Source organism: Pseudomonas sp. FYR_7, assembly GCF_043106155.1.
GTDB classification, from domain to species: domain Bacteria; phylum Pseudomonadota; class Gammaproteobacteria; order Pseudomonadales; family Pseudomonadaceae; genus Aquipseudomonas; species Aquipseudomonas parafulva_B.
In genome coordinates this window covers 69,662-95,882 of the sequence record NZ_JBICMI010000026.1, presented here as the reverse complement: position 1 = coordinate 95,882, position 26,221 = coordinate 69,662, and the positions used below count along the sequence as shown (strand labels likewise).

29 protein-coding genes, 1 pseudogene and 1 riboswitch are annotated in these 26,221 nt (G+C 62.4%); of the genes and pseudogenes, 16 read left to right on the top strand and 14 right to left on the bottom strand.

What is annotated here, in order from left to right; genetic code table 11:
* Positions 1–443 precede the first annotated feature (443 nt).
* Genes hemA through murI form a run of 5 tightly spaced genes read left to right on the top strand, consistent with a single transcriptional unit; the run spans position 444 to position 5,169 of the window.
* On the top strand, positions 444–1,718 hold the full coding sequence (hemA, locus tag ACF8R3_RS07595; protein WP_058639472.1) for a glutamyl-tRNA reductase: 1,275 nt from the start codon (positions 444–446) through the stop codon (positions 1,716–1,718).
* Entirely contained in the window at positions 1,718–2,800 is a 1,083-nt protein-coding gene (prfA, locus tag ACF8R3_RS07590) for a peptide chain release factor 1 (RefSeq protein ID WP_058605370.1), read from the top strand. Before hemA ends, prfA begins: the two co-directional genes overlap by 1 nt.
* On the top strand, positions 2,800–3,630 hold the full coding sequence (gene prmC, locus ACF8R3_RS07585; protein ID WP_058605369.1) for a peptide chain release factor N(5)-glutamine methyltransferase: 831 nt from the start codon (positions 2,800–2,802) through the stop codon (positions 3,628–3,630). Before prfA ends, prmC begins: the two co-directional genes overlap by 1 nt.
* The gene (locus tag ACF8R3_RS07580) at positions 3,624–4,379 is read left to right on the top strand and encodes a molybdopterin-synthase adenylyltransferase MoeB (RefSeq protein ID WP_392515376.1); all 756 of its coding nucleotides are present in this window, start codon (positions 3,624–3,626) and stop codon (positions 4,377–4,379) included. Before prmC ends, ACF8R3_RS07580 begins: the two co-directional genes overlap by 7 nt.
* Positions 4,372–5,169, top strand: coding sequence for a glutamate racemase (gene murI / locus ACF8R3_RS07575; protein ID WP_196126034.1), 798 nt, complete (start codon positions 4,372–4,374; stop codon positions 5,167–5,169). Before ACF8R3_RS07580 ends, murI begins: the two co-directional genes overlap by 8 nt.
* Before the next feature lie 43 nt (positions 5,170–5,212).
* On the opposite strand, the gene ACF8R3_RS07570 is transcribed toward murI, so the two are convergent.
* The 5 genes and pseudogenes from ACF8R3_RS07570 to ACF8R3_RS07550 all read right to left on the bottom strand — a co-directional run bounded on the left by ACF8R3_RS07570 (position 5,213) and on the right by ACF8R3_RS07550 (position 10,287).
* Positions 5,213–5,914, bottom strand: a complete 702-nt coding sequence (locus ACF8R3_RS07570) for an SDR family oxidoreductase (RefSeq protein ID WP_078479105.1) — start codon at positions 5,912–5,914, stop codon at positions 5,213–5,215.
* A gap of 21 nt (positions 5,915–5,935) precedes the next feature.
* Positions 5,936–7,354, bottom strand: coding sequence for a deoxyribodipyrimidine photo-lyase (gene phrB / locus ACF8R3_RS07565; RefSeq protein ID WP_196126035.1), 1,419 nt, complete (start codon positions 7,352–7,354; stop codon positions 5,936–5,938).
* Positions 7,345–8,245: pseudogene (locus ACF8R3_RS07560) on the bottom strand (MerR family transcriptional regulator). The gene phrB and the pseudogene ACF8R3_RS07560 overlap by 10 nt, the downstream one beginning before the upstream one ends.
* On the bottom strand, positions 8,235–9,203 hold the full coding sequence (locus tag ACF8R3_RS07555; RefSeq protein ID WP_058639465.1) for a DUF523 and DUF1722 domain-containing protein: 969 nt from the start codon (positions 9,201–9,203) through the stop codon (positions 8,235–8,237). The pseudogene ACF8R3_RS07560 and the gene ACF8R3_RS07555 overlap by 11 nt, the downstream one beginning before the upstream one ends.
* A 97-nt stretch (positions 9,204–9,300) precedes the next feature.
* Positions 9,301–10,287, bottom strand: coding sequence for an NAD(P)/FAD-dependent oxidoreductase (locus ACF8R3_RS07550; protein ID WP_392515374.1), 987 nt, complete (start codon positions 10,285–10,287; stop codon positions 9,301–9,303).
* Between the two features lie 187 nt (positions 10,288–10,474).
* On the opposite strand from ACF8R3_RS07550, the gene ACF8R3_RS07545 reads away from it, so the two are divergent.
* Both ACF8R3_RS07545 and hemH read left to right on the top strand, forming a co-directional pair.
* Positions 10,475–11,380, top strand: a complete 906-nt coding sequence (locus ACF8R3_RS07545) for a TIGR01777 family oxidoreductase (protein WP_392515372.1) — start codon at positions 10,475–10,477, stop codon at positions 11,378–11,380.
* Positions 11,381–11,393: 13 nt separating this feature from the next.
* Positions 11,394–12,410 (top strand): ferrochelatase, encoded by a 1,017-nt coding sequence (hemH, locus tag ACF8R3_RS07540; RefSeq protein ID WP_058605726.1) that lies wholly within the window; start codon positions 11,394–11,396, stop codon positions 12,408–12,410.
* A gap of 55 nt (positions 12,411–12,465) precedes the next feature.
* Here hemH and ACF8R3_RS07535 read toward each other — a convergent pair whose 3' ends face one another.
* The gene (locus ACF8R3_RS07535; RefSeq protein WP_058639461.1) at positions 12,466–13,740 is read right to left on the bottom strand and encodes a uracil-xanthine permease family protein; all 1,275 of its coding nucleotides are present in this window, start codon (positions 13,738–13,740) and stop codon (positions 12,466–12,468) included.
* Positions 13,741–13,742: 2 nt separating this feature from the next.
* Positions 13,743–14,381, bottom strand: coding sequence for a uracil phosphoribosyltransferase (gene upp, locus ACF8R3_RS07530; RefSeq protein WP_027916614.1), 639 nt, complete (start codon positions 14,379–14,381; stop codon positions 13,743–13,745).
* A gap of 164 nt (positions 14,382–14,545) precedes the next feature.
* On the opposite strand from upp, the gene ACF8R3_RS07525 reads away from it, so the two are divergent.
* From ACF8R3_RS07525 to ACF8R3_RS07515, 3 genes are all read left to right on the top strand, one after another.
* Positions 14,546–15,103: a hypoxanthine-guanine phosphoribosyltransferase gene (locus tag ACF8R3_RS07525; protein ID WP_027916613.1), complete on the top strand. Its 558-nt coding sequence runs from the start codon at positions 14,546–14,548 to the stop codon at positions 15,101–15,103.
* A gap of 64 nt (positions 15,104–15,167) precedes the next feature.
* Positions 15,168–15,638 (top strand): hypothetical protein, encoded by a 471-nt coding sequence (locus tag ACF8R3_RS07520; RefSeq protein ID WP_392515370.1) that lies wholly within the window; start codon positions 15,168–15,170, stop codon positions 15,636–15,638.
* Between the two features lie 67 nt (positions 15,639–15,705).
* Positions 15,706–16,002, top strand: coding sequence for a PA4642 family protein (locus ACF8R3_RS07515; RefSeq protein ID WP_197843899.1), 297 nt, complete (start codon positions 15,706–15,708; stop codon positions 16,000–16,002).
* A 39-nt stretch (positions 16,003–16,041) separates the two neighbouring features.
* On the opposite strand, the gene mqo is transcribed toward ACF8R3_RS07515, so the two are convergent.
* Entirely contained in the window at positions 16,042–17,550 is a 1,509-nt protein-coding gene (gene mqo / locus ACF8R3_RS07510) for a malate dehydrogenase (quinone) (protein ID WP_058639459.1), read from the bottom strand.
* A 604-nt stretch (positions 17,551–18,154) separates the two neighbouring features.
* Complete coding sequence (locus tag ACF8R3_RS07505) at positions 18,155–18,388, bottom strand: hypothetical protein (RefSeq protein ID WP_058639458.1); 234 nt, start codon at positions 18,386–18,388, stop codon at positions 18,155–18,157.
* 166 nt (positions 18,389–18,554) lie between these two features.
* On the opposite strand from ACF8R3_RS07505, the gene ACF8R3_RS07500 reads away from it, so the two are divergent.
* Entirely contained in the window at positions 18,555–19,136 is a 582-nt protein-coding gene (locus tag ACF8R3_RS07500) for a YajG family lipoprotein (RefSeq protein ID WP_023534676.1), read from the top strand.
* Between the two features lie 67 nt (positions 19,137–19,203).
* On the opposite strand, the gene ACF8R3_RS07495 is transcribed toward ACF8R3_RS07500, so the two are convergent.
* Positions 19,204–19,410: a hypothetical protein gene (locus ACF8R3_RS07495; protein WP_182140240.1), complete on the bottom strand. Its 207-nt coding sequence runs from the start codon at positions 19,408–19,410 to the stop codon at positions 19,204–19,206.
* Between the two features lie 159 nt (positions 19,411–19,569).
* Between ACF8R3_RS07495 and ACF8R3_RS07490 the strand changes: the two genes are divergently transcribed.
* Positions 19,570–19,830, top strand: a complete 261-nt coding sequence (locus tag ACF8R3_RS07490) for a hypothetical protein (RefSeq protein WP_196142666.1) — start codon at positions 19,570–19,572, stop codon at positions 19,828–19,830.
* 58 nt (positions 19,831–19,888) lie between these two features.
* Here the strand turns inward: ACF8R3_RS07490 and ACF8R3_RS07485 are convergent, their stop codons facing one another.
* Entirely contained in the window at positions 19,889–21,055 is a 1,167-nt protein-coding gene (locus tag ACF8R3_RS07485) for a 1-acyl-sn-glycerol-3-phosphate acyltransferase (protein WP_196186340.1), read from the bottom strand.
* Between the two features lie 127 nt (positions 21,056–21,182).
* On the opposite strand from ACF8R3_RS07485, the gene ACF8R3_RS07480 reads away from it, so the two are divergent.
* The 4 genes from ACF8R3_RS07480 (at position 21,183) to ACF8R3_RS07465 (ending at position 23,207) form a co-directional block, all read left to right on the top strand.
* On the top strand, positions 21,183–21,368 hold the full coding sequence (locus ACF8R3_RS07480) for a CPXCG motif-containing cysteine-rich protein (protein ID WP_058605735.1): 186 nt from the start codon (positions 21,183–21,185) through the stop codon (positions 21,366–21,368).
* On the top strand, positions 21,368–21,628 hold the full coding sequence (locus ACF8R3_RS07475; RefSeq protein ID WP_058605736.1) for a putative signal transducing protein: 261 nt from the start codon (positions 21,368–21,370) through the stop codon (positions 21,626–21,628). Before ACF8R3_RS07480 ends, ACF8R3_RS07475 begins: the two co-directional genes overlap by 1 nt.
* Positions 21,629–21,643: 15 nt before the next feature.
* Entirely contained in the window at positions 21,644–22,264 is a 621-nt protein-coding gene (locus ACF8R3_RS07470; RefSeq protein WP_078479101.1) for an SOS response-associated peptidase, read from the top strand.
* Between the two features lie 124 nt (positions 22,265–22,388).
* A complete protein-coding gene (locus ACF8R3_RS07465; RefSeq protein ID WP_058605868.1) occupies positions 22,389–23,207 on the top strand; it encodes a M48 family metallopeptidase in 819 nt (272 codons plus the stop codon).
* 58 nt (positions 23,208–23,265) lie between these two features.
* Here ACF8R3_RS07465 and ACF8R3_RS07460 read toward each other — a convergent pair whose 3' ends face one another.
* The 3 genes from ACF8R3_RS07460 to ACF8R3_RS07450 form a co-directional block, all read right to left on the bottom strand.
* A complete protein-coding gene (locus tag ACF8R3_RS07460) occupies positions 23,266–23,850 on the bottom strand; it encodes a TMEM165/GDT1 family protein (RefSeq protein ID WP_023534668.1) in 585 nt (194 codons plus the stop codon).
* A gap of 88 nt (positions 23,851–23,938) precedes the next feature.
* Positions 23,939–24,078: riboswitch (yybP-ykoY riboswitch) on the bottom strand.
* Between the two features lie 42 nt (positions 24,079–24,120).
* Entirely contained in the window at positions 24,121–25,116 is a 996-nt protein-coding gene (locus ACF8R3_RS07455) for a class I SAM-dependent methyltransferase (protein WP_058639453.1), read from the bottom strand.
* A gap of 50 nt (positions 25,117–25,166) precedes the next feature.
* A complete protein-coding gene (locus ACF8R3_RS07450; RefSeq protein ID WP_078479099.1) occupies positions 25,167–26,132 on the bottom strand; it encodes a 2-hydroxyacid dehydrogenase in 966 nt (321 codons plus the stop codon).
* Between the last annotated feature and the right edge of the window lie 89 nt (positions 26,133–26,221).

Below are 26,221 nucleotides of genomic sequence, written 5' to 3'. Positions count from 1 at the left end.
CGCAAGACCTGCGTTCGGCCTTCTGAAGTCGCGAAGATCAAGATCAAGATCAAGATCAAGATCAAGATCAAGATCAAGATCAAGATCAAGATCAAAAGCTAGATTGAACGCTTTGGAGTTGGGTGAATCAGTATCGAACTCAGTAGCCATGAGAGGCTGTTTTGGGGATGCGTGTGTGATATTTGACTCGATAGCGAACTTGGAGGTGACAAAGTTGTAACTCGGTGTAAGTAAGGTATGCGCATTATCGCCTTGAGCGCTCCATCATGAGTCGGGTAATAGCCAAATGACTGCACCCTTGGATGCCAGCGCCTGAAGTCCACAGCGTATCCTCAAGAACACCTTCGCGCCGCCACACTATCACCTCGATAGCGAACGGTGGTTGTCCTCTAACCTGCGAAAGAGGACAATTATCGGCTTCCTGTCACAACCAGCGATCTTGCATGGCCTTTCTTGCACTTGGTATCAACCATAAGACTGCCTCGGTAGACGTACGCGAGCGCGTGGCGTTTACCCCGGAGCAGCTGGTGGATGCCCTGCAGCAGCTCTGCCGCCTCACCACCAGTCGCGAGGCAGCGATCCTGTCCACCTGCAACCGCAGCGAGCTCTACATCGAGCAGGACCAGCTGTCGGCCGATGCCGTGCTCCAATGGCTGGCCGACTATCACCGCCTCAGCCTCGACGAATTGCGTGCCAGCGCCTACGTGCACGAAGAGCACGATGCCGTCCGGCACATGATGCGCGTTGCCTCCGGCCTCGACTCTCTGGTGCTCGGCGAACCGCAGATCCTCGGCCAGATGAAGTCCGCCTATGCCGTTGCCCGCGAAGCCGGCACCGTGGGGCCGCTGCTCGGGCGCCTGTTCCAGGCCACGTTCAGCGCCGCCAAGCAGGTCCGTACCGACACCGCCATCGGCGAAAACCCCGTGTCGGTCGCCTTCGCGGCGGTCAGTCTGGCCAAGCAGATCTTCAGCGACCTGGCCCGCAGCCAGGCCCTGCTGATCGGCGCCGGTGAAACCATCACCCTGGTCGCCCGCCACCTGCACGAGCAGGGCGTGCGCCGCATCGTGGTGGCCAACCGTACACTCGAGCGCGCCAGCACCCTGGCCGAGCAGTTTGGTGCACACGCCGTGCTGCTCGCCGATATCCCCCAAGAGCTCGCCAACAGCGATATCGTCATCAGTTCCACCGCCAGCCAATTGCCGATTCTAGGCAAGGGCGCCGTCGAAAGCGCCCTCAAGCAGCGCCGGCACAAACCCATCTTCATGGTCGATATCGCTGTCCCGCGCGACATCGAGACCGAAGTGGGCGAGCTCGACGATGTGTACCTCTATACCGTCGACGACCTGCATGACGTGGTTGCCGAAAACCTCAAGAGCCGCCAGGGCGCCGCCCAGGCCGCCGAAGAACTGGTGGCGGTGGGGGCCGAGGATTTCATGGCGCGCCTGCGTGAGCTGGCTGCTGTCGATGTGCTGCGGGCCTACCGCCAGCAAAGCGAACGGCTGCGTGATGAAGAACTGCAAAAGGCTCAGCGCTTGCTGGCCAACGGTGGCAACCCTGAAGACGTATTGGCCCAATTGGCGCGCGGCCTGACCAACAAGCTCCTGCATGCGCCCAGCGTGCAGCTGAAAAAGCTCTCGGCCGAGGGCCGCCTCGATGCGCTGGCCATGGCCCAGGAACTCTTTGCCCTCCAAGAGGGCTCCACGGACAAATCCCTGTAATGAAAGCGTCGCTGCTCAATAAACTGGACATTCTCCAGGACCGCTTCGAAGAACTCACCGCTTTGCTTGGTGATGCCGAGGTCATCTCCGACCAGACACGTTTTCGCGCCTATTCCCGCGAGTACGCCGAAGTCGAACCGGTGCACACGGCCTATCAGCAATGGCGCAAAGTCCAGGACGATCTTGAAAGCGCCCAGGCGCTGCTCAAGGACAGCGACCCGGACATGCGTGATATGGCCGTGGAGGAGGTGCGCGAGGCCAAGGACCGGTTGGTGGCGTTGGAGGCTCAGCTGCAGCGCATGTTGCTGCCCAAGGACCCCAACGACGGGCGCAACGTGTTTCTCGAGATTCGCGCCGGTACCGGTGGCGACGAGGCGGCGATCTTTTCGGGCGATCTGTTTCGCATGTATTCGCGCTACGCGGAAAAGCGCGGCTGGCGGCTGGAAATCCTCTCCGAGAATGAAGGCGAGCACGGCGGGTACAAGGAAATCATCGCCCGCGTCGAGGGCGAGAACGTGTACGGCAAGCTCAAGTTCGAGTCCGGCGCGCACCGTGTACAGCGCGTGCCCGAAACCGAATCCCAGGGCCGCATTCACACCTCGGCCTGCACCGTGGCGGTCTTGCCGGAGCCGGATGAGCAAGCGGCCATCGAGATCAACCCAGCCGACTTGCGCGTGGACACCTACCGCGCGTCCGGCGCAGGCGGTCAGCATGTGAACAAGACCGACTCGGCCATCCGCATCACGCACTTGCCCACGGGCATTGTCGTCGAATGCCAGGAAGAGCGTTCCCAGCACAAGAACCGTGCGCGCGCCTTATCTTGGCTGTCGGCGAAGTTGAACGACATGCAGACCAGTGCCGCTCAGAACGCCATCGCCAGTGAGCGCAAGCTGCTGGTGGGCTCCGGGGATCGCTCCGAGCGCATTCGCACCTACAATTACCCACAGGGTCGGGTCACGGATCATCGCATCAACCTGACCTTGTACTCGCTGGACGACGTGCTGGCCGGTGGAGTCGATGCGGTGATCGAGCCTTTGCTGGCCGAATACCAGGCCGACCAACTGGCTGCTCTGGGGGACTGATGACCATCATCGCCAGCCTGCTGCGCAACGCGCAGTTACCCGATTCGCCTACCGAGCGCCTGGATGCCGAGTTGCTGCTGGCGGCGGCGCTTGGCAAATCGCGCAGTTATTTGCACACCTGGCCAGAACGCATCGTCAGCAGCGACGCTGCCCAGACTTACGACGGCTATCTGCAGCGGCGCAGGGACGGAGAGCCCGTGGCCTATATCCTCGGCCAGCAGGGCTTCTGGAAGATCGACCTGGAAGTGGCCCCGCATACGCTCATCCCGCGCCCGGACACCGAACTGCTGGTCGAGACGGCGCTGGAGCTGCTGCCTGCGCTGCCGGCCAAGGTGCTCGACCTGGGTACCGGCACCGGTGCAATTGCCCTGGCGCTGGCCAGCGAGCGACCGGCGTGGCAGGTAACGGCGGTCGATCGCGTGCCCGAGGCCGCCGCGTTGGCCGAGCGCAACCGCCAGCGGCTTGGCCTGGCCAACGCCCGCATCCAGGTCAGCCACTGGTTCGACGGCCTTTCCAGCGAACGCTTCGACCTGATCGTCAGTAACCCGCCCTATATCGCGGCTTCAGACCCGCACCTGATCGACGGTGACGTACGCTTCGAGCCCAGCAGCGCGCTGGTAGCCGGGGTCGACGGTCTGGATGACCTGCGGGTCATCGCCGCGCAGGCGCCGAGCCACCTCACCCCAGGCGGCTGGCTCCTGCTCGAGCATGGTTATGACCAGGCTGATGCCGTACAGGTGCTGCTGCGGGAAAACGGCTTTGTCGAGGTGAGCAGCCGCACCGACCTAGGCGGCCATCCGCGCATCACCTTGGGGCACCTGCCATGCTGAGCGACCAGGAGCTGCTGCGCTACAGTCGGCAGGTATTGCTGTCCCAGATCGACGTCGACGGCCAGCTGCGCCTTAAGCACAGCAAGGCCCTGATCGTCGGACTCGGCGGCCTGGGCTCGCCCGTGGCGCTGTACCTGGCGGCTGCTGGCGTTGGCGAGTTGCACCTGGCAGATTTCGATACGGTCGACCTGACGAACCTGCAGCGCCAGGTCATCCATGACAGTACCAGCGTGGGCATGAGCAAGGTCGACTCGGCCTTGCAGCGTCTGCAGGCAATAAACCCGGAAATCGACCTGGTTGCCCACCGGCAGGCGCTGGATGAGGACTCGCTGGCCGCTGCCGTAGCGGCCGTGGACCTGGTCCTCGACTGCTCGGATAACTTCGGGACGCGCGAGGCGGTCAATGCGGCCTGCGTGGCGGCTGCCAAGCCCCTGGTCAGTGGCGCCGCGATCCGCCTGGAAGGCCAGCTCTCGGTTTTCGATCCGCGCCGCGATTACAGCCCCTGTTATCACTGCCTGTATGGTCACGGCAGCGAGGCTGAGCTGACCTGCAGCGAGGCGGGCGTGATCGGCCCCCTGGTAGGTCTGGTGGGCAGCTTGCAGGCGCTGGAGGCCATGAAGCTGCTGGCCGGCTTCGGCGAAGCCTTGGTAGGGCGACTGTTGCTGATCGACGCTCTGGGCACGCGTATCCGTGAATTGCGGGTAAAACGCGACCCTGGCTGCGCGGTGTGTGGCAAGCGCGATGGCTAAGCGCGAGGGGCCAGTCGCGGTGATGGACTCCGGGGTGGGGGGGCTGTCAGTGCTTGCCGAGATTCGTCAGCGCTTGCCCAACGAAACGCTTCACTACCTCGCCGATTGTGGCCATGTACCGTACGGGGAAAAATCGCCGGACTACATTCGCGAACGCTGTCGCCACATCGCCGCCTTCTTTTATCAGCAAGGTGCCAAGGCCATGGTACTGGCCTGCAACACGGCCACCGTGGCTGCGGTGGCCGACCTGCGTGCGCACTATCCTGACTGGCTGATCGTGGGCATGGAACCGGCGGTCAAGCCTGCCGCAGCGGCTACCCGTTCAGGGATAGTCGGCGTGCTGGCCACGACCGGGACCTTGCAGAGCGCCAAGTTCGCCGCCTTGCTCGATCGCTTTGCCAGTAACGTGCGGGTAGTCACCCAGCCTTGCCCTGGGCTTGTCGAACTGATCGAAACGGGGGACCTGACCAGCCCGGTGTTACGCACTTTGCTGGGCAGTTACGTTGAACCGCTTCTGGCGGCAGGCTGCGATACCTTGATACTGGGCTGCACGCATTATCCGTTCTTGAAACCCTTGCTGGCTGAAACGGTGCCCCCACACGTGGCCGTCATCGATACGGGCGCTGCCGTGGCCCGTCAACTCGAACGCCTGCTCGCAGGGGCTGATCTGCTTGCACGCGGCCCAGCTCGGTCGACCCGCTTCTGGACCAGCGCCGAACCACGTGCGTTGATGGATATCCTTCCGGTGCTGTGGCACCCATTTCAGGACGTAGAACGTTTCACGTCCTGAGCAGTGCCCTGCATGACTGGCGTTTCTACCCTCGCAGTACCACCTAGTGCTGCGGCAGCGGCCAGAGGTTCGACGGGTTCAGCGTCTCGAGCACCAGCTCAGGTTCACGTGCACGCAAGCGCGTCAGAAGCTCAAGCGCGGCGGTGTCGGCAGTCCAGTCCTCAGGCACGGCGCTGGCGGCCGTCACGGGGTTTTTCAGGGACTGCGGTGCTACCACCGTCAACGCTATGCCATTGGCAAGCAACGACGGGCGCTGCTCCCTCACCCACTGCACGGCATTGTTCCAGCCGGCAGGAAACTGCGTCGGCGCGTAAAGCTGCGCGGCGGAGTACCGGCTGAAAACAGCCATTATCTGGGGCATATCGCCTTTGGCCAGCAGGGGCGTGGCGTACTCCAGGCAGTGCTGTGCCGCCTGAAGGTTGGTGATGATCAGCTGCTCGAACAACTCGCTGTCCGAGGTGCCTGGAAGGAGGTAATCACAGGTGGCGGCATTCAGGATCAAGCCATCCAACGACCCCCAGGCATGGTCGATCATGCGGCCTGCCTCGTCAGCATCGGGTTGCTGTTGTAACTGGCCAGGAAGCCGCAGCAAACGATCGCCATGATGCATGCACAAGCGATCGAGCTCCTCGCTTGCACCTGCACTGGCAGCGACCCGGTGCCCCTTTGTCAAAAGATCGCGGACCATTGCCAGGCCCAGCCCATTCGTTGCGCCTGTAACCCAAAAACTGCGTGAGCCACTCACGGCATTGCCCTCTATACACGACTAGCGGGGCAACTCCTTGAAAGCCTGGAGCGCCCGCTGTCGACTACTGTGAAGATCGACGATAGGACTGGGATAGAGGTTAGCATCAATCAAGCCGCGACATTTTCCAGGGTCGTGGATATTTTTATCGTCGATGTCCTGCAATTCAGGGACCCATTGACGGATGAAGCGGCCTTTGGGGTCGAAGCGTTGTGACTGCGACACGGGGTTGAAGATCCGGAAGTAGGGCACCGAGTCGGTACCGGTGGATGCGCTCCACTGCCAGCCACCGTTGTTGGCTGCCAGATCCCCGTCGATCAGATGGCGCATGAAGTGACGTTCCCCCAGCCGCCAGTCGATCAACAGATTCTTGCTCAGGAACATGGCAGTCAGCATGCGCAGCCGGTTGTGCATCCAGCCGGTGGCCAGCATCTGGCGCATGGCCGCATCAATGATCGGGAAGCCGGTTCGGCCCTGCTGCCAGGCTTCGAACTCCTTGGGTGCCTTACGCCAGGGCAACGCCTCGGTGTGCGCACGGAAGGCACGATGCCGGGACACCTGGGGATAGCCCGTCAGGATGTGCTTGTAGAATTCGCGCCAGAGCAATTCGTTGACCCAGGTCTGGACGCCGCTGCTGCCGCTGTCGAACTCGCCCCGGTTATGGGCCAGCGCGGCATGCAGGCATTGGCGGGGTGAGATGACCCCCGCTGCAAGATAGGCTGACAATTGGCTGGTGCCCTCGCGAGCAGGAAGATCACGCAGCGTCTCGTAGTCGTCGATGATTTCATCGGTGAACCGGGCAAGCCTTGCCTGAGCCTCCTTCTCGCCAGCGGGCCAACGTTTGCGCAGCGCGTCTGCCGGCTTTTCGAAGGGTTCGACATGTTGCGCAATCGGGTCGCTCTTGATCGATGTCGGGGCTTGGCGTTTAACCGGTGCGGCCATCGAGGGCAGGCTGCGGTGCAAGTGTTCAAGGCAATTTTTCTTGAATTGGCCGAACACCTGGAAGTAGCCGCCACTACGGGTCAGCACCGTCCCCGGACGGAACAGGAGTTGGTCGAGATGGGTGTGAACCTCAACCTTTGAAGCTTTGAGCAATTTGCATGTGGCTGCGTCGCGGCGGGCCTCGTTGATGCCGTATTCCTCGTTCCAGTGAACGCTCTGGACATTGTGCTTTCGGCAGACATCGAGCACAGCCTCAGGCGCATCATCCCAGGTGTCTATCTTGCGTATGAGCAGTGGGATGTTGAGCGCGTCAAGCGACTGCCGCACTTCGCGCAGGTTGCGTAGCCAGAAATCCACTTTACAGGCCGCATCGTCATGGGCCTGCCATTGGCCAGGGCTAATAAGCCACAGGGCCAGGGTTGGGCCACGTTCACTGGCGGCGCTAAGGGCCGTGTTGTCGGTAACGCGCAAGTCACTGCGAAGCCAAGTCAAGTGCATGAAATCGGAATCTCTCCAGGCTGGCAGTCACAGGCCTTGCAGTAGTCGCAAGGCCGCTTGAGGGGTATCGAAGGTGTGCAGGTGAGGCAGGTCGAGCGAGCCCAGTTGGGTCTGGTGCAGCGCGAGCAAGGCACCCCCGGCAAGGGTGGGCAATTGCAGGTTCTGAAGCGTGCGCTGCAACGCGCGGGTATCGATGCGCGGGCCGAGGTTCAAGAGCACTGCGCGTGGCTTCAAGGCCGCGGCTGCACTCTGCAACTGCGCACCGGCCACGGCCTGCTCGAGGATTTCCACCGCAAAGCCATTGCTGGTGAACAGCCATGCGCACAGCCACAGGCCAGGGTCGAAGCCCCGGTCACTGTCTTCGGCAAGCAGAACCGGTGGGCCCTGTAGCAACTGATTGTCGTGGTACACCCGCGCGCCCAGTTTGCTGCGCAACCAGGTGTGGAAGAACACCTGCTCAAGCCGTGCGTTGAAGTAGTTGCGCCAGCGCAGTTCCAGCAGGTCCAGTAAAGGCAGCAGCAACTGCTCGCACAACGTGACGGCGGGGTAGAGCGCCATGGCCTGGTTCAGCTGATGATCGAGCGCCCGTTGCGACAGGTTGGCGATGGCTTCGAGCATCTGGAACTGACGGGTTTGCCAGTCCCCAGTCGGTGGTGTGCTGAGTGGCTTGTCCAGCAACTCTCCCACCTGGCTGACCGATGCGCCTCGCTGCAACCAGGCCAGAATCGCTTCCACCCTCTCGATCTGTTCGACCGGGTACAGTCGATGCCCTTTGGGCGTGCGCTGTGGCTTGAGCAAACCGTAGCGCCGCTCCCATGCGCGCAGGGTGACCGGGTTGACGCCCGTGCGTCGGGCCAGCTCACCAATTGGTAAAAGAATCTCAGACCGCATTACGTAGCCCCAGGCGTTCAGGATGAGGCTGCAAGTAGGCTTGTTGCAGCAAGTAGGGGTCGGGGTGGTTGCGCAGATGATGCTTGAGCAGGGTCAGCGGCACGATCAAAGGCACGATCCCTTGCTGATACTGCCCGATCAACGTTTGCAGCTCGGCTTTATCGGCAGGGGTCAGGGCATTTTTGAAATAGCCGCTCAGGTGCTGCAGCACATTACTGTGTGTGCCACGGCTGGCGCGGCGGCGCAAGGCCTGCATCAGCTCGGAGAAATAACGGGGGGCAATAACGTCAGGGTCGTCGTCTTTGCTCATGGTGCCGAGCATGCGTCCCAAGGTGCGATACGCCTGCGGGTTGTTCGCCATCAGCAGGTACTTGTAGCGGGCGTGGAAAGCCAGCAATGCGTGGCGACTCACGCCTTCTTCAAGTAGATGCTGCCAATCGGCGTACGCGTACACGCGGCTGATGAAGTTTTCGCGCAGCACAGGGTCGTGCAGGCGGCCTTCCTCTTCGACCGGCAGGTCTGGCCTTAGCTCGCAAAAAGCCTGCGCATAGGCGCCACGACCGCCGTTGATGGCTGGGTGACCGTTGTCCTGGTAGACCTTCACACGCTCAAGTCCGCAAGAGGGCGACTTCTGCATGAAGATGTATCCGCAAATATCATCGAGTTCGGCGGCCATTTGCTTGCCGTATTCACGCAAGGGGCTCGTATAGTCCAGCCCAGGATTGCGCGTGCCTACGACTTCAGGATGTTCAGGGTCGCCCACCAGACGGATGGGATCACGGGGTACCCCCAAACCAATCGCCATTTCTGGACACACCGTCGTCCATTCGAAATGTTCTTCCAGCTGGGTGCGGCATAGGTCCGAGGACTTGTGGCCACCGTTGTAACGCACGTTGTGCCCGGTCAGGCAGGCACTGATAGCGATGCGCGGCTTGTTGTGAACAGCGGGGTCGTGCATAGCTGCCTCCATAAACCTGTACAAATCACAAATTATGTACAGGAATATTCCAGCACATAGCGGGCCCGATGCGAACCCTTAGTGTGTAGATAGCCGATCAGTCCAAGTGTTCAAGTAAACGGCGCGCTGCCTCTTGGCCACTTAACCATGCACCCTCCACCCGCCCGGACAGGCACCAGTCCCCGCAGGCATATAGCCCTTGGTCGGCGTCGGCCAAGGCGCCAAATTCGTGATGACTGCCAGGGCGTGCATACAACCAGCGGTGGGCCAGGGCGAACGTGGGCTCAGGCACGACGCAACCGACCAGTTCGGCGAACTCGCCGCGCAGGTGCTCGACAACTTCCTCCTTGGACAAGTCGATGTGTTGTCGGCTCCAACTGGAAGTGGCGTGCAACACCCACGTGTCCAAGGTCTCGTCGCGCCCTGGCTTGCTGCGGTTGCGGGCCAGCCAGTCAAGCGGGCTTTCCTGGACGAAGCAGCCTTGCATGGGCGTATCCAAAGGGGCCTGAAAGCCTAGCGCCACCGCCCACGTCGGCTCCATCTGCACCCCGGCGGCCACGGCTGCGAGCTTTGGCGTGGCCGCCAGCAGGGGCGTTGCCTGTGGCGCTGGCACGGCAACCACCACCCGGCTGAACGGACCGTGGCTGCACCCGTCGGTGTCCTGCAGGTGCCAGTAGTCCTTGCCGCGAAAGACTTCGGTGATACGGCAGGCGAAGTTCACGGTCATGTCCTTGAGCAGGCCGCGGGTGATGGCGCTCATGCGTGGTACGCCCACCCAGCGCGTCTGTTCGTCGGGGGAGGGGGTGAGCGCCCCGTCACGGTAGTGGTACAGCTGCGGTTTCCACTGCGCCGCCCAGCCGGCGGCTACCCAGTGCTGCAGTTCTTCGACGAAACGGCGGTCGCGGGCGGTGAAATATTGCGCCCCCAGGTCCAGGGCGCCGGCTTCGCCGCGTTTGCTGGTCATGCGCCCGCCGCTGCCGTGGCCCTTGTCGAAAAGGTGCACGATCTGCCCGGCGCTCTGCAGTGCCTGGGCGGCCGAGAGGCCGGCAATGCCTGCCCCGATGATGGCAATAGGTATGGTCATGATGGCCTCTTCAAACCTTGCTATGCGCAGACTACGCTGTCAGGCAAACCTGTACAATCATTCGAATGTGTATAAGTATATTCCGCAAGTAATGATTGGTTGGCCTATGTTTATGGGAGAGCACGGGCGCTAGAAAGTGCCTTGATGTTAAAAATAGACCACTGCCTTATTCCATGAGGACACTGCCATGCACATCCTGCTGACAGGCGGCACCGGGTTGATTGGCCGGCACTTGTGCCGTCACTGGCTTGCTCAAGGGCATCGGCTCACCGTGTGGAGTCGACGTCCAGAGGCAGTGGCGATGCTTTGCGGCGAAGGCGTCAGGGGCATTACCGAGCTTGATGAGCTGGAGGCGGTCGACCACCTCGATGCGGTGGTCAACCTGGCCGGTGCGCCTATTGCCGATCGACCCTGGACGGCGTCTCGGCGCAACCTGCTCTGGTCAAGCCGCATCGCCCTTACGGAGCAATTGCTGGCATGGCTGGGCAGGCGTGAGCAGCGTCCTGGGGTGCTGATCTCAGGTTCGGCCGTGGGATGGTATGGTGACGGCGGCGAACGCGAGTTGACCGAAGACCTGCCTCCCGTGGTCGAAGATTTCGCCAGCCAGCTGTGTATTGCCTGGGAAGAAACGGCGTGTCGTGCGCAAGCGCAGGGCATTCGGGTGGTGCTGGTACGTACAGGGTTGGTGCTGGCCAGCGACGGCGGCTTCCTGTCCCGGCTCCGTTTGCCCTTCAAGTTGGGACTAGGAGGGCCGGTAGGCAACGGTCGGCAGTGGATGCCTTGGATCCATATAGACGATCAGGTCGCCCTGATTGATTTTCTCTTGCAGCGCACCGACGCCAGCGGCCCTTACAATGCCTGTGCACCTGAACCTGTGCGTAATCGTGAATTTGCCAAGCAGCTGGGCAGGGCGCTGCACCGGCCTGCCGTGATACCCCTGCCTGGGTTGCTGCTAAAAGCCGGCCTGGGCGAGATGTCTAACCTGCTGCTCGGTGGCCAGCGTGCCTACCCCGCGCGGTTGCTGGCGGCCGGGTTCACGTTCCGCTTCAACGATCTGCAATCGGCGCTGGGCAATTTGTCCAATCGCCTCTGACATAGGATGCTGCATGACCGATCACGCTTTGCTGCTGGTCAACCTGGGTTCACCGGCCTCCACGTCGGTAGCCGATGTTCGCCGCTACCTCAATCAGTTTCTCATGGACCCCTATGTGGTCGACTTGCCCTGGCCCATCCGGCGCCTGCTGGTGTCGTTGATCCTGATCAAGCGCCCTGAGCAGTCAGCCCACGCCTATGCCTCGATCTGGTGGGACGAGGGCTCGCCGCTGGTGGTGCTTACCCGTCGCCTACAAGCGGCCATGGTCGACCACTGGCCCCATGGGCCGGTTGAAATTGCCATGCGCTACGGTCAGCCAGCCTTGCCCCAGGTACTGGAGCGGCTCGCGGCGCAGGGCATACGCAAGGTCACCTTGGCCCCCCTGTACCCGCAATTTGCCGACAGCACGGTGACCACCGTCGTCGAACTCGCCCGGCAGACCATCACCGAGCAGCAACTGCCGCTGCAGATGCGCGTGCTGCAACCGTTCTACGATGATCCGGATTACATCGACGCATTGGTCGCCAGTGCCCGACCCTACCTGGAGCAGGACTATGATCACCTGCTGCTCAGCTTCCATGGCCTGCCCGAACGCCATTTGAAGAAGCTCTTCCCCAGCGGTACGAAACATGACCTGCGTGCAGCCGAATGCTGCGAAGGCGCCAGCGCCGAGGTGCGTGCCGTGTGTTACCGCGGGCAGTGCCTGGCCACGGCCAGGGCGTTCGCGACGAGGCTGGGCATACCGGCGGGCAAATGGTCGGTGTCGTTCCAGTCGCGGCTGGGGCGGGACAAGTGGATCGAACCCTATACGGAGACGCGGCTGGACGAGCTTGCCCAGGCCGGGGTGAAGAAGTTGCTGGTGATGTGTCCGGCCTTCGTGGCCGACTGCATCGAGACGCTCGAGGAAATCGGCATGCGCGGCAGCGAGCAATTCGTCGAGGCCGGTGGTCAGGAGCTGGTGCTGGTGCCTTGCATGAACGAACACCCCGAATGGGTGAAGGTGTTGGCCAAGCTCTGCGAAAACGCGTAATGGCCCGCCTGGTCTGACCCCGTCGAGGACTGGGTCAAGCCAGGCGGCTCAGGCGTCAAGCCAACGGGTCATCCTGTTGCTTGTGTTTCCAGGCATCGTTGCCTGGCAGGATCAGGTTGAGCGCGATCGCCACGATGGCGCACAGCGCGATGCCCTTGAGGCCCCAATCGTCAGGGCCGTCACCGCTGCCGACCAGCACCCCGCCGATACCGAACACCAGGGTCACCGACACGATCACCAGGTTCCGCGCTTCGGCGAGGTCGACCTTGTGGCGGATCATGGTATTGAGCCCCACGGCTGCGATCGAGCCGAACAGCAGGCAGAGGATGCCGCCCATCACTGGCACCGGAATGCTCTGCAGCAGGGCGCCGAACTTGCCGATGAAGGCCAGGGTGATGGCGAACACCGCAGCCCAGGTCATGATCTTCGGGTTGTAGTTCTTGGTCAGCATGACCGCGCCGGTCACCTCGGCGTAGGTGGTGTTGGGCGGTCCACCGAACAGGCCGGCTGCCGTGGTGGCGATGCCGTCACCCAGCAGCGTGCGGTGCAGGCCAGGCGTTTTCAGGTAGTCCCGTCCCGTCACGCTGCCTACCGCGATGACCCCGCCGATATGCTCGATCGCCGGCGCCAAGGCCACGGGCACGATGAACAGGATGGCCTGCCAGTTGAAGGCAGGGGCGGTGAAGTTGGGCAATTCCAGCCAAGGGGCGGCTGCAATTTTTGCCGTGTCGACCACCCCGAAAGCGAACGACAGGGCAAAACCCACCAGCACGCCGGCGATGATCGGCACCAGGCGGAAGATGCCTTTGCCGAACACGGCCACGATCAGCGTCGTCAGCAGGGCCGGCATGGAAATGAGCATGGCGGTGCTGTAGGGCAGCAGCACGCTCCCATCGCCAGCCTTGCCCATCGCCATGTTGGCCGCGATCGGTGCCATGGCCAAGCCGATGGAGATGATCACCGGGCCGATCACCACCGGGGGCAGCATGCGGTCGATGAAGCCTGTGCCCTTGATCTTCACCATCAGGCCCATGAAGGTGTAGACGAACCCGGCGGCCATGACGCCGCCCATGGTTTCTGCCAGGCCGAACTGACCCTTGGCGAGAATGATCGGGGTGATGAAAGCGAAGCTCGATGCCAGGAAAACCGGCACCTGACGCCCGGTGACCAGTTGAAAGAGCAAGGTGCCAAGGCCCGCCGTGAACAGCGCGACGTTAGGGTCCAGGCCGGTAATCAAGGGCATCAGCACCAGCGCGCCAAATGCCACGAAGAGCATCTGCGCGCCTGAAACGACCTGACGCCAGAGCGGGTCGTTGTAGCCGTCCTGCATGGTCAGGCGTCCTTTTGCTTGGTGCCGAAGATCTTGTCGCCGGCATCACCCAGGCCTGGAACGATGTAGCCATGTTCGTTCAGGCGCTGGTCGATCGAGGCCGTGTAGATCTGTACATCCGGGTGGGCCTTGTGCACCACGTCGATGCCCTCTGGGGCAGCTACCAGGACCATGGCGCGGATTTCCCGGCAACCGGCCTTTTTCAGCAGGTCGATGGTGGCGACCATCGAGGCGCCGGTGGCCAGCATCGGGTCGATGATCAGGGCCAGGCGTTGATTGATGTCCGGCGCGAGCTTTTCCAGGTAGGTGTGGGCCTCAAGCGTCTCTTCGTTGCGGGCCACGCCCACCGCGCTGACCTTGGCACCCGGCACCAGGCTGAGCACGCCGTCTAGCATGCCGATGCCTGCGCGCAGGATCGGCACGACGGTGATCTTCTTGCCGGCGATCTTTTCCACGGCCACCTTGCCGCACCAGCCGTCGATTTCATAGGTTTCCAGCGGCAGGTCCTGGGTGGCCTCATACGTCAACAGGGCGCCGACTTCCTGGGCGAGTTCGCGAAAATTCTTGGTGCTGATATCAGCACGGCGCATCAGGCCGAGCTTGTGGCGGATCAGCGGATGGCGGATCTCACGAGTAGGCATAGGGGGGGGCTCCGAAAGGCGGGCAAAAAAACCGCGCTAGATTAATCTATTCAGCCTGTGCTGTCGTCTGATCATTTTGCACGTTAGTCCATAAACGCTTGATCTGTGACGAGCGGATGCGTACCTTTGCCCGCTTTTCCAAAATGCACCTCCTGGAGAGCGCCATGTCCGCCGATCTCGAGCATATCCGTCAAGTCATGCGTGAAGCAGACTGCCTGTACACCGAAGCCGAAGTCGAAGCGGCCATCGCCAAGGTCGGCGAGCAGATCTGCCAAGAACTGCACGACAAGAACCCCGTGGTGTTCTGCGTGATGAACGGCGGCCTGATCTTCGCCGGCAAGCTGTTGACCCACCTGCAGTTCCCGCTGGAAGCCTCGTACCTGCACGCCACCCGTTACCGCAACCAGACCAGCGGCGGCGAGCTGTTCTGGAAGGCCAAGCCGGAAGTCTCGTTCATCGACCGCGATGTGCTGATCGTCGATGACATTCTCGACGAGGGCCACACCCTCAGCGCCATCATCGATTTCTGCAAGCACGCCGGCGCCCGCGCCGTGCACACGGCCGTGTTGATCGACAAGGACCACGACCGCAAGGCCAGCCCGGACCTCAAGGCCAACTACGTGGGCTTGCCGTGCATCGATCGCTACATCTTCGGCTACGGCATGGACTACAAGGGCTACTGGCGCAACGCCAACGGCATCTTCGCCGTCAAGGGGCTCTGAGCGCAGCCTACCTGCCGCTCAGGTGCAGCATGCTAGAGTGCTCCTTCAAGCCAAGGAGCCTCACATGCGTGCGTTCATCCCGTTCCTGCTGACAGTCAGCTTGCCCCTGGCTGCCGCGCCGATGCACAGTCAATTCCTGCCGCCCGATGACCAATCCCTGCGTCAGGCAGCGCCCACCGCTCAGCAACTGCTTCAAGTCACCGACTACACCGTGGTAGTCGGCGCCCAGCGCCAGTCGGACCAGCAACCCATTCCGATCACCTCATCCTTGCAGGTGCGCCTCAAAGGCAAGCCCTTGAGCAAGGCGGCCACCATGACCCAGGTGCTGCTGACCTTCGACGGCGAAGCGGCCAAGAGCCTGAAAAAGCCGGTCTACGACGAAAAGACTCGCACGCTGAACTTGAATTATCCGCTCAGTGATTACCGGGTCATCATGGACCTGCTGCGCAACGAGACCCTGTATGTGCAGTTTCTCACCTATGCCAACGGGCACATCTGGGCGGACCTGCACACTGGCACCGTACGTACGCGTTGAGGCTCGCGCGCGGCGGAAGGTACACTGCCGCCCTTTGAACATCGTGATGGTCCAGTTGGAGTCGGCAATGCGTAAAGACAAGAAACAGGTAATCGGTGACGAAATCAGTGACGACTACATCAAGGCGTTTCTCCAGTTCGAGCCCGCCGATGGGGTCACGTCGCCCTCGCTGCACAAACTGGTAAAGGCGTACCGCGGCTTGCGCGTAGATGACTTCCGGCGTTTCGTCGGCTTCTTCGTCGAAGCAGGCTTCGACCTCGATGGCAGGGATGAGCATGGCAAGACGTTCGCCGAGCAGATTGCCGATCAGCGCAATGGCGACGAGTACATCGAAATCATCGAAAACGCCCGCTCAGGGGCATGAAAAAACGCCCCGAGGGGCGTTTTTCACTGGCCGGGCGGTTCAGGCGTAATGCTTCGCTGCCGGGCTGCTTTGCACCAGGTCCAGTGCCGCATCGTTATCGGCGCTGATTTTCTTGTAAAGCGCAGCGTCGGTGGCCAGGGTCTTCTCGCGTGCCGGGAAGATCTCCTTGAGCTTGGCTGCCCAGGCACCTTTCGCCTGCTCCGGGAAGCAGCGCTCGATCAGCTCCAGCATGATCGAGACCGTCACCGAAGCACCGGGCGATGCGCCCAGCAGCGCCGCCAGGCTGCCGTCCTGGGCAGACACCAACTCGGTACCAAACTGCAGAACGCCGCCTTTTTTCGGGTCTTTCTTGATGATCTGCACACGCTGGCCAGCCACTTCCAGACGCCAGTCTTCGGCCTTGGCTTCGGGATAGAAGCGACGTAGCGATTCCAGGCGCTGCTCCATCGACTGCATCACCTCACTGACCAGGTACTTGGTCAGGTCCATGTTGTCACGGGCCACCGCCAGCATCGGGCCCAGGTTGCCCAGGCGTACCGACAGGGGCAGGTCCAGCAGCGAACCGTGCTTGAGGAACTTGGTGGTGAAGCCGGCGTACGGCCCGAACAGCAAGGATTTCTTGCCGTCGACCACGCGCGTATCAAGGTGCGGCACGGACATGGGCGGCGCGCCGACGGCGGCCTGGCTGTAGACCTTGGCCTGATGCTGGCTGACGATTTCCGGATTGTCGCAACGCAGCCACTGGCCACTGACCGGGAAGCCACCGAAGCCCTTGCTTTCGGGGATGCCGGAGGCCTGCAACAGCGGCAGGGCAGCGCCACCGGCGCCGAGGAACACGAAACGGGCGTCCACTTCGCGGCTGCCGCCGCTGTTGACGTCCTTGATGCTGACCGTCCAGCCGGCGCCGTTGCGACGCAGGCCCACGACCTTTTTGCAATACTTGACCTGCGCGTCGGGCGCCTCGCCCAGTAGCTTGAGCAGCTTGTTGGTCAGGGCCCCGAAATTGACGTCGGTACCCTTGAGCACGCGAGTGGCGGCAATGTGCTGATCAGCCGGGCGGCCCGGCATCATCAGCGGCATCCACTCGTTCATCACGGCCTTGTCTTCGGTGTACTCCATCTCGGCAAAGGCGTGATGCTGCTTGAGCAGTTCATAGCGCTTCTTGAGGAAGGCAATACCCTTGTCACCCTCGACGTAGCTCAGGTGCGGTACCGGGTTGATGAACGCCCGCGCCGGGCCGAAGTTGCCTTTCTTGCTCAGGTAGGCCCAGAACTGGCGAGACACCTCGAACTGGGTATTGATGTGCACGGCCTTCTTGATGTCGATGCTGCCATCAGCGGCCTGGGGCGTGTAGTTCAGCTCGCACAAGCCGGCGTGGCCGGTGCCTGCGTTGTTCCAGGGGTTGGAACTCTCTGCGGCCCCGGAGTCCATCGCCTCGACCACTTCGAGTTTCAGGGTCGGGTCGAGCTCCTTGAGCAGTACGGCCAGGGTGGCACTCATGATGCCTGCGCCTACCAGTACTACATCAACCGATTCGTTCTGCGCCATTTAACGCGTCTCCACAATCTACAGCTACCTAATTGACAGCACAGGATCACCGGGTTCTCCAGGATCGCCATGTCCGACTTTTCGCAGTTCATGCAACGTCCGCGGACACCGCCAACCAGTCTTTGGGTTTGCCTATTGAACCCTGTTTGCCCCAGGTGCGGCAATTCGACTTATGGTCAACGACCGTCGGATACGCTATGCAAGCCGCTCAGACACGCATCCAGGTTGGGGCCATTTGCTGCCTGTTCAGGGCTGAAGGGGACACACCTGCCGCTTTTGCACATGCCAGATTGTTCATTTGCTCGCCACACTCTTGTGAAGTAGTGAAAACCGTTTTTTCACGCTCTTTTGGAGACGTGAACCTCAAAAGGGGACTGCGCGATGGCAACCCGCAGGTTCTATGCAGTGTGACGGCCATGGAAGCAGGCACGACAGCCGATGCAAGACCTGAGTGGAAGGCTCTCTGTGGGCGAGGCGGGTAGATTTGCCGTGGTCAGACGGCGGATGCGGGGCCCGATCAGGAGACGTCCTTATAATCGGGGGGAGATTATAGCGAGGTCGCAGCTAGAAATGTCGCCATTTCGCGGTTTTATTGCAGGGTTTTTCAGGCAGCCAGGTTGCGTTGATGCCAGCGGCGACTTGTCGGCTTGCAAACCCGGGCACCGTCCGGCAGTGCATGACCCAGCCAGGCAAGCTGCACCTCGTGCACCTGCACCCAGCCATCGCCCTCAGGTACTTGCGAGCAGTGCTTGAAGGCCAGGCACGTGCCATTCATGTCGAGCAGGGCGTAGGCGGTGTGGCGAGGAGCAGGCAACAGCAGGTGCAAAAGCGAGACCATGGCAGATGTCCTGTGCAGGTGAGCGTGCAGCCACATTAAGCGTTGCCGGTTAAGCGTTTGTGACAACCTCGGACGTACCGGGTGCAAGCGGTGCACGCCGCTTGTAGCCAGGCCCTTGCCGCTAGGTATACTGTGCGCCATCGCCGCATTTTCTGGAGAATCGCGCATGTTGCAACGACTGTTGTTCGGTTTGATCACCGTAGCCAGCCTCAGCCTGGTCGGTTGTGCCCACAGCCCGCAACAACTCAATCCGCAGCCTAAGCTCACGGCGCAACTCACCCCGGTGGGGCAGGGGCAGCCGGTGGTGGTGCGAGTGGTAGACGGCAGGCCTTCACCGTCGCTGGGCACTCGCGGTGGCATGTACCCGGAAACCAGTACCATCAGTGTCAGCGGCAACCAGGTGGTGCCCAAGCTGCAGGCTCAGGCCGAGGCTGCCGTGCGCTTGCTGGGCTTTACGCCCACCACTGCAGGCAACGCGCCCCAGTTGACCGTTACCCTGGCCGAGCTCAAGTACCAGTCGCCCAAGGACAAACTGTACGTGACCGAAGCCACCATCGGCGCCACCTTCCGTGCTGACGTCGCCAACAATGGTCGCCGCTACACCGGTCGCTATGGCGCTTCGCTGGACCAGCGCTTTGGCATGGCGCCGAACCAGGACACCAACACCCAGTTGGTCAGCGATGTGCTGAGCGACGCGCTGACCCGATTGTTCAAGGACCCGAGTATCGGTCAGGTGCTGGCGCAATAGCCTTCAATGGCTCATCCAAACCGCTGCCCGGTGACGGCCAGCGGTTTTTTTCTGCTGCGTACCGGCATCAGGCCGTCGCTATGCGCAGGTCCAGCATGCTGATCCCGGTCTGGGCATCCACCTCGGGCCAGTGCTCATGGGCATGCCCGCCCAGGGCGCAGTAGACCAGCCATTGACGGTCTTGCACATTGATGGCCAGGCCATCGACGAGCGCCTGTTGCTCATCACTCTGGGCAACGAGGTAGAGGCGGTCCTGGTTTTCAGCATGCAGCATGACAAGCTCCGGTTCGAGAAAGGACGACAGGGTGGCCTGTTCTGATGACGAACCGATGACAGATGAAATTAAATGACACGCGGTCGCTGCCGTGCAGGCAGCGCCAGGTGGGTTGGGTAGAATGCTGGCTTTTGTTCAGGTCTACGCCGAGGTGACGCGATGTCCATGCACATGCTCTGGGGGCTGATTGCCGCCCATCCCACCAAGCTCATCAATGTGCTGGCCTTGCTGCTGACGTGTCCAGGCGGGCTGCTGTTGCACAGCGCTAGGCGAAGCGCGGCCGATGCACGGCAAGGGCTGGGGGAGCAGCAAAGGGCGTTTGCGCGATTCGCAGGGTGGGTGCCCAGGCAGCGCTACGGTATGGGCTTCGCCTGCCTGGCCAGTGCGCTGGTGCTGTCGTGGGTCAGCACCTGGGCCTGAGTAAATTGGGGGCTCATGCTGATCGGGACGCTCGCGTTCAACAGCGCCCCCTCAATGCTCAAGCAAGCGGTGCCTGCTGCCTGACCTGATACTGATTGCGCACCGGCGTCGCGTACTGCAACACCAAGTAAGGCCGTTGCTCTTCGGGGCAGGCATCCAGCCGGCGCTGCCATTCTTCCTTGGCCTTGGCCAGTTCGTCGGCAGGGAACACCTGCTCGGCGCTTGGCACCTGCAGCGTGTCATCCTGCTCGGCCCACATGGCGTAGGCCAGGTAATGCACCGGGAACAGTCGATAACCGCCGAGGATCTGCCGGTCGATTTCCGCGGCCAGCTGCTTGGTGTCCTCGTAGAACTGGGTCACTGGCGGTGCAAAGTTGATGTGCACGCGACCTTTGTAGCCGGTGATGCCCTTGGCGATGCTGTGGTCGTCCTCGCCAGGTGCCTTCTGGTAGGTACCCGTGGTGGCGCGGATGTACAACTCACGGGCCTTGGCCTGGTCGCAGGGGTCGTATTCGTAGCTGATCGATACCGGCGTCAGGTTCAGGCTCTGGATGACCGCGCCGAACGCCTCGTCCTTTCGACTCATGTGGAACATCTTGAGGATGGCCGAATCGGTCCGGTCGTCGCCATCCTTGGCCCGGCCTTCGGCCTGGGCGATCCAGATGGAGGTCGCGTCGTTGACGATGGAGTGATTGATATAGGCCGACAGCAGCTGGTAGGCGGCCAGCTTCTCGCGGCGGCCGGTGATCGAGCGGTGCACGATGAAGCTCTTGTTGAGCCGCATGAGGTCGCTGACAAACGGTTTTTGCAGCAGGTTGTCGCCAATGGCGATGCGCGGGGTGGGCAGGCCGGCGTGGTACACCGCGTAGTTGACGAATGCCGGGTCCATGACGATGTCACGGTGGTTGGCCAGGAACAGATAAGCCGTGCCGGCCTTGAGCTGTTCCACGCCCGAATAGGTCACGCCATCGGTGGCGCGGTCGATGGTGCGATCAACGTAGTGCTCGACCTTGTCCTGCAGGGTCGATACACAGGTCACACCAGCGAACTCCTTGCGCAGGCGCCGGGCGATCAGCGGTTTAAGCAGCCAGCCAAGGGCACCGGCCGCACGCGGGAAGCGAAAATGAGTCAGGATATCGAGGAATGCCGGGTCGCTGAGCAGGCGTGCCAGAACTCCAGGGACCTCAGCGTCGTCGTATGGTCGGATGGCATCGAATTCGCCCATCATGCTCTCTTGTTGGAAACGGCTAGGGTAATAATGAAGTACGGGCAGGCTCCGAAAAACGGCTCGGACGCACGTGGCCCTGTAAACAGAGCGGCAATTATACGCATAACTCGTCGTGGAGGCCCTGATGCTGGAAACAGAGTTCTACGATTGCCCTTATTGTGGCGAGCGGGTGGAAACCTCCGTCGATCTGTCTGGCGGCGACCAGGTGTACACCGAAGACTGTCAGGTGTGCTGTCAGCCGATCGTGTTCGTGCTGCAGGTGCATGACGACGAATGGATGCTCGATGTCAGACGTGAGGACGATGCGTGATGAGGCGTATCTACGAACCCGAAAGCCTGCTCGAAGCAGAAATGCTGGCCGGTATGCTCGCCAGCGAAGGGGTGCAGGCGCACCTGGTGGGCCGCGACCTGGTCGGGGCGACCGGCGAATTGCCCCTGCACGGGCTGCTGGGCTTGTCGGTGGCCGATGAACAGGCCGAATACGCACGGCAGTTGATCGATGCGTACAATGGCGCCCAGCCGCTGATTGGCGACGAGCCGGAGAGCTTCCCCGGTACCTTGATCTGCTAGGTTTAGAATTACCTCATGTGTGGACGTTACGCCCTGTTCCGCTGGCCCCAAGCATTGGCCAGCCTGCCTGGCTTTCCCGCCGGGCAGCCCGCCCAGTGGAATATTTCGCCCGGCAATACCGTCCTCATCCAGCGCCAGCTGGACGGGCAGCTGCAAGTGGCCAAGGCGCGCTGGGGCCTGACGCCGCCGTGGCTCACCGACCTTTCCCGCACCCCCGCCCATGCCCGCGCCGAAACGCTGGCCGAGCAGCCGATGTTCCGCGAAGCCTTTGGCCAACGACGCTGCCTGATACCGGCCAATGGTTTCTATGAGTGGCGAGGCAGCGTGCGCAAACGGCCCTTTTGGCTGACACCGGGCGAGGGGGCGTCGCTGTATTTCGCCGCTGTGTGGGAGGCTTATGCCGTACAGGAACAAGTCTGGCTCAGCTGCGCCGTGGTCACCCAGGCGGCGATGAATCAACGTAGGCCCCTGATTCTGGACGAAGCAGGGCAGGCTGCCTGGCTGGACCCGCAGACGCCGCTGATCCGTTTGCAGGAATTGCTGGCAAGCCCCTCGGTGCCCTTGCGCGAGCGGGCCCTGGCACCTTTCGTCAACGACCCGAAACTGGACGCGCCCGAGTGCCTCACCCCGGCCTGAGTGCCAGTGCATGCTCGGTTGCTCGCCGCGCACAGCGGGAGGGTGTGCAAAATCTTCCCTGCGGCTATGGCGGCCCACCCATGAGTCATCCTAGGATACGGCGCATGTAAAAAGGAGTGTTTCCATGCGTAAGTCTTTTGTCATCAGCCTAATGAGCGCTGGCATCCTGCTCGCTGGCTGCCAAGGGGTGAACACCACCAGCGGCGGTGCGGTGGGCGTTGAGCGCAAGCAGTACATGTTCAGCATGCTCTCGCCCGACGAGGTCAACACCATGTACGCCCAGTCGTACCAGCAGACCCTGGGCGAAGCGTCCAGCAAGGGCTTACTCGACAAATCCAGTGCAGATGCCAGGCGCGTACAGGCCATCGCCAACCGTTTGATCGCCCAGGCGCCCCAGTTCCGGCCGGACGCTGCGCAGTGGAAATGGGAAGTCAACGTGATCAAGAGCGATGAGCTCAATGCCAACTGCGGGCCAGGCGGCAAGATCATCGTCTACACCGGCCTGATCGATCAGCTCAAGCTCAACGACGCCGAGATCGCGGCCGTCGTCGGTCACGAAATCGCTCACGCCTTGCGCGAGCACAGCCGTGAAGCGATGTCCAAAGCCTACGGCGTGGAAATGGCGCGCCAGGGTGCAGGCGCCATCTTCGGCCTGGGTCAGGACAGCATGGCGCTGGCCGACACCGTGGTGAACTACGCCATGACCTTGCCCAACAGCCGGGCCAATGAGAACGAAGCAGACCTGATCGGTCTCGAGCTCTCGGCGCGTGCAGGCTACGACCCGAACGCGGCCATCACGCTGTGGAACAAGATGAGCAAGGCTTCAGAAGGGGCACCACCGGAGTTCATGAGCACGCACCCGGCCTCGGCCAGCCGTATTGCCGCCTTGCAGGCAGCCATCCCCAAAGTCATGCCGCTGTATCAGGCAGCGGCCAAGCCCTGAGGCCCGCTGCAGGCGGGCAAGCAAGTGCCATGAAGGCTCCGCTCTGCCCGCCCGTGCCTCAACCCACCCAGCCGCTGGCCTTCATGGCCGTGTAGACCGCAACGATCGCGAGCACGAAGAACGCGGCGGCCGCCAGGCGGCGAATCAGCGTCAGCGGCAGTTTGTCCGCGGCGAAATTACCCGCCAGCACCACGGGCACGTTGGCGATCAGCATGCCCAGCGTGGTCCCGACGATGACCATGATCAGGTGAGGGTACTGCGCAGCCAGCATGACCGTGGCGACCTGAGTCTTGTCTCCGATCTCGGCCAGGAAGAAGGCGATCAGCGTGGTCAGGAACGGTCCGAAGCGGCGCGCAGGGTTTTCGTCGTCGTCCATCTTGTCCGGCACCAGCGTCCACAGGGCCGTGGCGGTGAAGCTGGCGGCCAGGATCCAATGCAGCGCAGCGTCGCTGAAGAAACTGCCGAACCAGGCGCCCACGGCACCTGCTGCGGCATGGTTGGCCAGCGTGGCGGCGACGATACCGGCAATGATGGGCCAGGGCTTGCGAAAGCGGGCAGCGAGGATGAGCGCGAGCAGCTGCGTCTTGTCGCCGATTTCGGCCAGGGCAACGATTGCGGTGGGTACCAGCAGAGATTCCAGCATCAGGATTCCTACGGGGGCGGGTCGACACGGCTATGACACGTACGACCTCCCCGCCCCGGGTAAGGTGTGCGTGTCATAGGTCTTGTCAAACCCGGGACCTGTCTGCGCAGGCCTGGCCATGCACGTTTGCATGGTGGGTCGCACGCGCCATGGTCTGTGGACCAAGTATGTTGACGCGTACCGGGCGAGCGTGGCGCTCGCGGGAGACTACTCCCCTAGGACGGTGCGGATTCTGCCTAGGCGAAACGGTTTCGGCAAGCGCTGTTTTTATCAGCGTGTTGCCTGGTAGATCCTGAACCCGTCGGCTTCCTCCAGGACCTGGCAGTTGCCCAACGCCGCTTCGATGATCGGTTTGTAGCGCAGGAAAGTATTGGCTACCAAGCGTATTTGGCCGCCTTTTCGCAGGTGAATAGCCGATTTTTGCAGAAGATTCTCCGATGCTTGGTAATCGGTATGGACCCCGGTGTGAAATGGCGGGTTGCTCAGTATCACCTCCAGGTCCAAAGGGGCCGCATCGATACCGTCACCTTGCACGACCTCGGCCTCCAGGCCGTTGGCCGCCAGGGTGAGGCGGCTGGCTGCCACGGCGAAGGCATCCACATCCAGCATCGTCACGTGGCTGCCAGGGTAGCGCCGTTTCACTGCCGCCCCCAGCACGCCAGCGCCGCAGCCGAAGTCCAGCACGTGGCCCTCTGGGAGCGCCTCCAGGTGGCGCAGCAGCACCGCCGTACCTCGGTCAAGGCGGCCGTGGCTGAAGACGCCAGGCAAGCTCACCACCTGCAAGGGGCCGTCTGGCAGTGACAGCTCGAACTGCTTGGCCAGTGTGTGCAGCGCGGCTGCCTGCGGCGCCTGTTCAACGCTGACCTGCCACAGTTGGCAGTGCCGGGCGCTGTCGAGTTTGCGCGGCTTGCCAAAAGCCTGGAGGTGCCGCGCGACGCTTTCGATCCCTCCGCGTTTTTCACCCACCACGTACAACGTGCCGCCTTGCAGGCGTGCGGCCAGGGTAGTGAGCAGGTAAGCCGCCAGCTCGCGCGACTTGGGAAGAAACAGCACGGCAGTGGGCACGTCCACCGCCGGGGGCTCCACCGCGCAGTGGCAGCGGCCGACAAAGCGGCTTTCGAGCAGGGCGTGATCGCCTGCGTGCCAGGTCCAGGCATGGGCCTGGGGCAGTTGGGCCAACAGGCCATCGGGCGGGGCCCCGGCAATCAGCAGCGGGCCCTGGAACAGCTCTGCCTGGCGGAGCAACACTTCACTGCGCGGGTCCATGGACGACGCCTCCGAAAAATCGCGCAGTGTAGCAGAGCCGCGACTGTGCCTCAGCCGACCACGCGGCGTGCCTGCCCGGCAAAATACGCCTGGGCGTTTTCCGCCAGTTGGCCCACGATCCGCTGGCGCGCCTCGACAGCCCCCCAAGCGCTGTGAGGGGTAATGATCAGGCGCTCGATGCCAGGTTCGAGCAGGGGGTTGCCGTCTGCCGGAGGCTCGACGCTCAACACGTCGGTTGCAGCCCCGCCCAAATGACCACTGCGCAATGCATCGGCCAGCGCCTGCTCGTCGATCAACCCGCCACGTGCGGTATTGACCACCAGTGCACCGGGCTTGAGCAGGGCCAGTTCGCGCTCGCCGATCATGTGCCGAGTGTGCTCATTCAGGGGGCAATGCAGGGTGAGGGCGTCGACCTGTGGCAGCAGTTCATCCAGTGGCAGGCGGTCGGCACGGCTCGGCCGGCCTGGAATCTGCCCGCTCAGCACGCGCATGCCGAAGGCTTCGGCCAAGCGTGCCACCGCACCGCCCAGTTCACCATGGCCGAGCAGGCCGAGGGTCTTGCCCTCCAGCTCGACGATCGGATAGTCCAGCAGGCAGAACTGGCTGGCCTTGGCCCATCGTCCCTCGGCCACCGCCTTGTTGTAATCACACAGGCGCGTGGCCAGTGCCAGCAGCAGGCCCAAGGTGTGCTGGGCAACCGAAGGTGTGCCGTAGCCCTGACAGTTGCAGACCGTGATGCCTTGCGCCCGGGCGGCGGCCAGGTCGACGTTGTTGGTGCCGGTAGCAGCCACCAGAATCAGCTTGAGCTGTGGGTTGGCTTGGAGGCAGGCGGCGTCGAGCACCACCTTGTTGCTGATCACCGCAACAGCGCCTTGAAGACGTTCGGCCACCTGCTCGGGCGTCGTGGCGGCGAACAGCGCCAGTGAATCGAACGACCGGTGCAGCGGCGTCAGGTCCAGGTCGCCCAGGTCCAGGGAGTCGTGGTCGAGAAAAACGGCATGGCGCGAGCTGGGCATAGGTGGGCTCCGGTTCAACAAAAGGGGATGAAGGTCTGGTTGACGCCTGTGGATCAGTGTCCAGCCCCTGCTTGCCGCCCGTCAACGCC